This window comes from Nocardia thailandica NBRC 100428 (assembly GCF_000308795.1).
GTDB lineage: Bacteria > Actinomycetota > Actinomycetes > Mycobacteriales > Mycobacteriaceae > Nocardia > Nocardia thailandica.
The window spans coordinates 1-5,329 of sequence record NZ_BAGK01000286.1; the positions used below are offsets into that span (position 1 = coordinate 1).

A 5,329-nucleotide genomic window follows, 5' to 3' on the forward strand; every position below is an offset into this window, starting at 1 on the left:
CGGCCCGCGCGGGCGCGGTCCCCGCGGCGAGGCGTTCGAGGGCGTCGCCGACCGCGAACAGGACAGCGCCCCCGTCGGAGGCGACGTGCGAGGTGGCCAGCGACACCACGGTCCCGCCGTCGGCGGTCGGCGACGCGGCCAGCCGCCACACCAGGCCGCGGGCGGGATCGAAGGACACGTGCGCCCGGTCGGAGAACCACTCGACCACATCGGTCACCGGCTGCGGATCCCAGTGCAGCGGAAACGCTTCGGTCGACGGGACCCAGTAGGGCCGGGCCAGCGGCACGCGGGCCCGCACCACCTTGCGGCCGAGGAACCCGGTCGCCAGGTGGGCGTGGAACCGGTCGAGCACCGCGCGCGGCAGGGGCTCGGCGAAACGCCAGGCCAGCTGGTTGACCAGCGCGTCCGGGTAGAGGCTGTGCAGTTTGAGGAACAGGTCGTCGTCGGCGGTGAGCCGGTTGACGGTGGTGTCCATGGCATTCTCCTCAGCGGGTGCGCAGCGTGCGGACGGTCAGCGGCGCGAACACCGCGGCCACGAGCGCCGCGGCCAGCAGCGACCACAGCGCGTCGGCGCCGAACCGGCCCTGCTCCGCCAGCTCCCGCACGGCCGAGACCAGATGCGAGACCGGATTGTAGTCTGAAACATATCTCAGCCAGACGGGCATGGATTCCTCGGGAACGAGCGCGTTGGAGGCGAAACCGAGGAAGGTCAACACCAGCATCGACATGCCCTGGACCGCCGCGGGCCGGGCCACGGTCGCCCCGATCCAGGCGAACAGCCAGCTGATCGCGGTGGTCGCGAAGACCACGAGCGCCGCGCCCGCCACGAAGGCGACCGGATACGCGGGCCGGTAACCCAGGCAGCAGCCCACGATCACCACCGTGACCGCCGCGATCACATACCGGACCGCCCCGGCCAGCAGCGCGCCCGTCACGGGCGCCGAGCGCGCGATGGGCATGGCGGTGAACCGGTCGAAGACGCCGGAGCGGATGTCCTCGGACAGTGAGACCCCGGTGGCGACGGAGGAGGTGAGCACGATCTGGACGAGGACGCCCGGGATCATGATCGGTAGGTAGTTCTGCATGCTGCCGGCGATGGCGGTGCCGAAGATGCTGCCGAACAGGATGGGGCCGACGATGGGGAGCAGGATGGCGTCGTAGAGGAGTTGGGGGGAGTGTCGGAAGGTGAGCAGTCCGCGCCAGGCCATCATCAGCGACTGGGCCGTCGCGGCGCGCGCGCCGACCCGGGTGACGCGGGGGACCCGGCTGATCGGCGGGGCGCTCGTGGTCGGGGCGAGGGTGACGGTCATCGGGAACCTCCTGCGCCCGCCCCGGCGAGGGCGCCGGTGCGGGTGTGGCCGGTGAGAGCGAGGAACACCTCGTTGAGATCGGGCCGGTCGACGGCGAATCCGCGCAGCGGGATACCGGCCGCGCGGCAGGCGGCGACCAGGTCGGCGGCGGTGTCGGGATCGTCGACGGGGACGGTGAGCGTGCCGGTGGTCGAGCCCTCGGGTGTCTCGCCGGTGAGCTCGCGCAGCAGCGCCTCGGCGCGGCGCTGCGCCGAGGTGTCGGGGACGTCGAGGCGCAGCACCTGGTCGCCGACGGAGGACTTGAGTTCGCCGGCGGTGCCCTCGGCGACGACCGCCCCGCGATCGATGACGGCGATCCGGTCGGCCAGAGCGTCGGCCTCCTCGAGGTACTGGGTGGTGAGCACGACCGTCACGCCCCGCTCGACCAGCCGCCGCACCACGCCCCACATGCGGTCTCGCGTGTGCGGATCCAGGCCGGTGGTCGGTTCGTCGAGGAAGATCAGCGGGGGCACGGTCACCAGCGTCGCGGCGAGGTCGAGCCGCCGCCGCATGCCGCCGGAGAACGCGCCGACCGCCCGGCTCGCCACCGCCGACAGCTCGAACTCGGCCAGCAGCTCGTCCGCGCGGTCGGCCGCGGCCCGGCGGGACAGGCCGAGCAGGCGCCCGAACAGGCGCAGATTCTCCCCGGCGGTGAGGGTTTCGTCGACCGAGGCGTACTGGCCGGTGAGCCCGATCATCGAGCGCACCGCGACCGCGTCGCGGACGGTGTCGTAGCCGAAGACCTCGGCGTGGCCGCGGTCGGGGCGCAGCAGCGTGGCCAGCAGCCGCACGGTGGTGGTCTTGCCCGCGCCGTTGGGTCCCAGCAGGGCGAACACCGACCCGGCGGCGATGGTGAGGTCGACGGCGCCGACGGCGGTGAAGTCGCCGAAGTCCTTGCCGAGGCCGGTGGTGTGGACCGCGATGTCGGTGGTCACGACGGACTCCTCTCGGGGACGGAACGTGCTGTGGCGGCGAAGGACTCGACCGCGTCGGCCGACCGGGCGATCCCGTCGGCGGCGAATCGCGCGGCGTAGGAGGCGGCCCGCAGCGCGGCCTCGGGCGTCGTGAGCCGCGTGAGCGCCGCGTCGAGGCGGGCGCCGGTGAGGGCGCGGGCGGGCAGGGTCTCGCCGAGTCCGAGCCGGGCCAGGGCCCGGCCCCAGTACGGCTGGTCGGCCTGCACCGAGCAGATCAGCTGGGGGACACCGGCTCTGAGGGCGGCCGCCGTCGTCCCCGCCCCACCGTGGTGGACGGCGACTACGCAGCGGGGCAGGACCGCGGTGTGGTCGACCTCGCTCACGACCGCGACATCGTCGGCAATGCCGGTCTGCCCGCCCGCCCAGCCTGCCGCCAGCAGCAGCCGGGCGCCCCGGCGTGCGCACACCGCGCGCACGAGCGCGGCCACGGCGGCCGGATCGCCGACGGTCATGGACCCGAAGCCGACGTAGACCGGCGCGGGCCCGGCCGCGAGCCAGGCCTCGAGGTCGGCGCCGGCCCCGGACGCCGGATGATCCGCCGGGACCGCTCCGCGGCCCTGCCCGGGACGAGAAGAATGTCGCGCCCGGGACAGGATCCCGTCGGCGTCGACCGGGAATCCGGTGAACGGGCCCGGGATCTCGCGGGTCAGGCCGGGGAACAGGCCCGGGTCGTAGGCCTGCACGGTGCCGTGCGCGGCGCCGGGCCGGTGCCCGGCGGGCAGCACCGGCGCGAGCGCGCGAGCGCGCAGCGCGGACAGCGCGCGCCACCCCCAGCGATGGACGAACCCGGGTGCCGCGGCGGCCGAGGCGGTGGGCACCACGGGGACCGCGCCGTTGGGCAGGACGGGGAAGAAGTGCAGGGCCACCGAGGCCACGCCGCCGTGGCGTGCCGCGGCCGCGGCGGCTTCCTCGCACGCCATGCCGGTGACGACCAGGTCGTGACCCGCCGCGGCGGCGCTCAGATCGCGCACGAGTTCGGGCACGCCACGCCGTTGCAGGTCGACCAGTGCGTGCCAGCGCTGCCGGGGACTGCGCGAGGAGAAGCGGCGATCCGCGCGCTGTGCCGCGAGCAGCGCGGCGCCCGCGGTGCCCGCCGGGACGACGGGAACCCCTGCGGCGGTGGCGAAGTCGACCAGATCGGGCGACACGGCCAGGGTCACCTCGTGCCCGCGGGCGCGCAGTTCGCGGGCCAGCAGGACCCCGGGCTGCGCGTCACCGCGGCTGCCGGTGAAGGCGAGCAGGACACGCGTCATCAGCCCACCTCCGCGACCCGGCGCGCCACCCCGGCGCCCCGATCGGCGCCCAGGGACGCGGCGACCGATCGCGAGACCGCCGAGGCGAATTCGTCGGCGACGGCCGGCGCGGCGGGGGCGGCGAGTTCGGTCATGGCGTGGGTGAACGCGGCGAGGAAGGCGTCCATGGTCGCCGCGGGCAGGGCGGCCGGATACCGGGTCGACACGCGCAGTCCGTCGGCCGCGCGCACGACCCAGAAGTACACCTCGTCGGGAGAGTAGGACTCCGCGCGCAGCGTCCGCCCGCGCAGCTGCTCGACGACCTCGTAGTTCGGCAGGACCCGGATGTCGAGGAACGAGATCCCGAAGGTCGGCGTCTCCGCCACCCCGAGCAGTTCCAGCGCCCGGCACCAGGAGGTGGTGTCGGCGGCCCGGGCCCGGCGCAGGGCCGCCCGGGCCGGCTCGAGTGCCGCGGCGGTGCCCGCCCGCGGGTCGGCGGCGATATCGACCGGTACCACGTTGACGAACCAGCCCATGGACTCGAGCCAGCGCAGGTCCGGGCGGGTCGCGACCGGCATGACCGTGCGCATCCGGTCGGCGCCGAAGGTCCGCTGGTAGGCCAGCGCGAGGGCCGCGAACACCGCCACCGACAGCCGCTGCCGCCGGCCGTCGAGGACCGCCTCGACGGCCTCCAGCTCGGCCAGGCCCAGCAGGTGCCGCGACAGGCTCGGCTGGACGGGCGTGTCCGCGCCCGCGATCGACAGGGCGGGCGCGAACCTCGGCAGCGACCGGTCGGGGCCGAGGAATTCGCGCCAGAGCGCGACGCCGGGGCAGTCGCCGGTCAGCGCCCCGGACGCGGCGTGTTCGGTGGCGGCGAAGTCGGCGGCGCTGCCGAAGGTGGCCGCCTCCCGTGGCGCGATACCGTCGCGGACGTCGCGGTAGAGCGCGCGCAGTTCCAGGATGAGGATCGCCTGGGAGTAGGCGTCGAGCACCGAGTGATCGGCCCCGATCAGAACGGTGAAGTCGCCCGTGTCCCGGTGCTCGACGGTGGCGGCCAGCAGATGCGGCCAGGCCAGCGGAGACAGCTGGGTCTCGAGGACCTCGGTGAGGAAGGTGTTGATCGCCACGCCGTCGGTGAGCCCGGTGACCGGCTGCGCGGCGATGCCGACCGCGTCCGGCCCGAGCACCCAGCGGCGCCGTGCGGCGTCGACGGTGCTGCGCAGGCCCTCGTGCCGGATGTGCCACCGCCGCAACGTCTCCCGCCAGGCGTCGGCATCGAGCGCGGCGTCCATCTCGAAGATCGTGCCGATCCAGCGGCCCCGGCCGGGCCGGGTCTCGGCGGGGTCGGTAGCGGCGCAGTAGCGGTCGTGCGCGCTCGTCAGGGGGCGGGCGTCGGGGCGCCAGGCGGCGGACTCGGATTCGGGGGTCCACAGCGTCAGCGCGCCGGGGCGGATGTCGAATTCGGACAGATGGGTGTATTCCACGCCGATTTCCCCTCGGTGCTGAAAGATGCCGAACGGCAGATTCGGTGGTGCTACGCCGATGTGGCACCTGCTGGCCGGGCCATCGTATAACCGCACGCTGGGCGAATATGCCGTGACGGCGATCACCGGGGAATGTCCTGAACAGAAAGGGAAAACCGTGTGTCCGGGCGCGGTCGGCACGATCGCGCCGGTCGCCGAACCTTTTTCGTCCGGAAATAACACGACGGAGATATGGAATCCCGGACATATTGTTCAAACGCGCTCGGTACGGTGTCGGCGGCATCACAGCA

Annotated in this window: 5 protein-coding genes and 1 pseudogene; 1 reads left to right on the forward strand and 5 read right to left on the reverse strand. The window is 74.0% G+C overall.

The annotated features are described in order from the left end of the window. From ON36_RS28590 to ON36_RS28610, 5 genes and pseudogenes are all read right to left on the reverse strand, one after another. A pseudogene (locus ON36_RS28590) lies at positions 1-475 on the reverse strand (hypothetical protein); the annotation flags it as partial. A 10-nt stretch (positions 476-485) separates the two neighbouring features. Next, the gene (locus ON36_RS28595; protein WP_043660190.1) at positions 486-1,310 is read right to left on the reverse strand and encodes an ABC transporter permease; all 825 of its coding nucleotides are present in this window, start codon (positions 1,308-1,310) and stop codon (positions 486-488) included. Then, positions 1,307-2,284: an ATP-binding cassette domain-containing protein gene (locus ON36_RS28600; protein ID WP_052314439.1), complete on the reverse strand. Its 978-nt coding sequence runs from the start codon at positions 2,282-2,284 to the stop codon at positions 1,307-1,309. The genes ON36_RS28595 and ON36_RS28600 overlap by 4 nt, the downstream gene beginning before the upstream one ends. Next, a complete protein-coding gene (locus ON36_RS28605) occupies positions 2,281-3,576 on the reverse strand; it encodes a glycosyltransferase (RefSeq protein WP_052314440.1) in 1,296 nt (431 codons plus the stop codon). Before ON36_RS28605 ends, ON36_RS28600 begins: the two co-directional genes overlap by 4 nt. Then, positions 3,576-5,039, reverse strand: a complete 1,464-nt coding sequence (locus tag ON36_RS28610) for a condensation domain-containing protein (RefSeq protein ID WP_043660192.1) — start codon at positions 5,037-5,039, stop codon at positions 3,576-3,578. Before ON36_RS28610 ends, ON36_RS28605 begins: the two co-directional genes overlap by 1 nt. 58 nt (positions 5,040-5,097) lie before the next feature. Between ON36_RS28610 and ON36_RS35950 the strand changes: the two genes are divergently transcribed. Next, positions 5,098-5,329, forward strand: a 232-nt coding sequence (locus ON36_RS35950; RefSeq protein WP_218001244.1) for a hypothetical protein, incomplete at its 3' end; no start/stop codon positions are given.

What these genes read in the sequence shown, in the direction of transcription:
- ON36_RS28595 (WP_043660190.1), bottom strand. Translation starts at nt 1,310, where the DNA reads ATGACCGTCACCCTCGCCCCGACCACGAGCGCCCCGCCGATCAGCCGG.
- ON36_RS28605 (WP_052314440.1), bottom strand. Translation starts at nt 3,576, where the DNA reads ATGACGCGTGTCCTGCTCGCCTTCACCGGCAGCCGCGGTGACGCGCAG.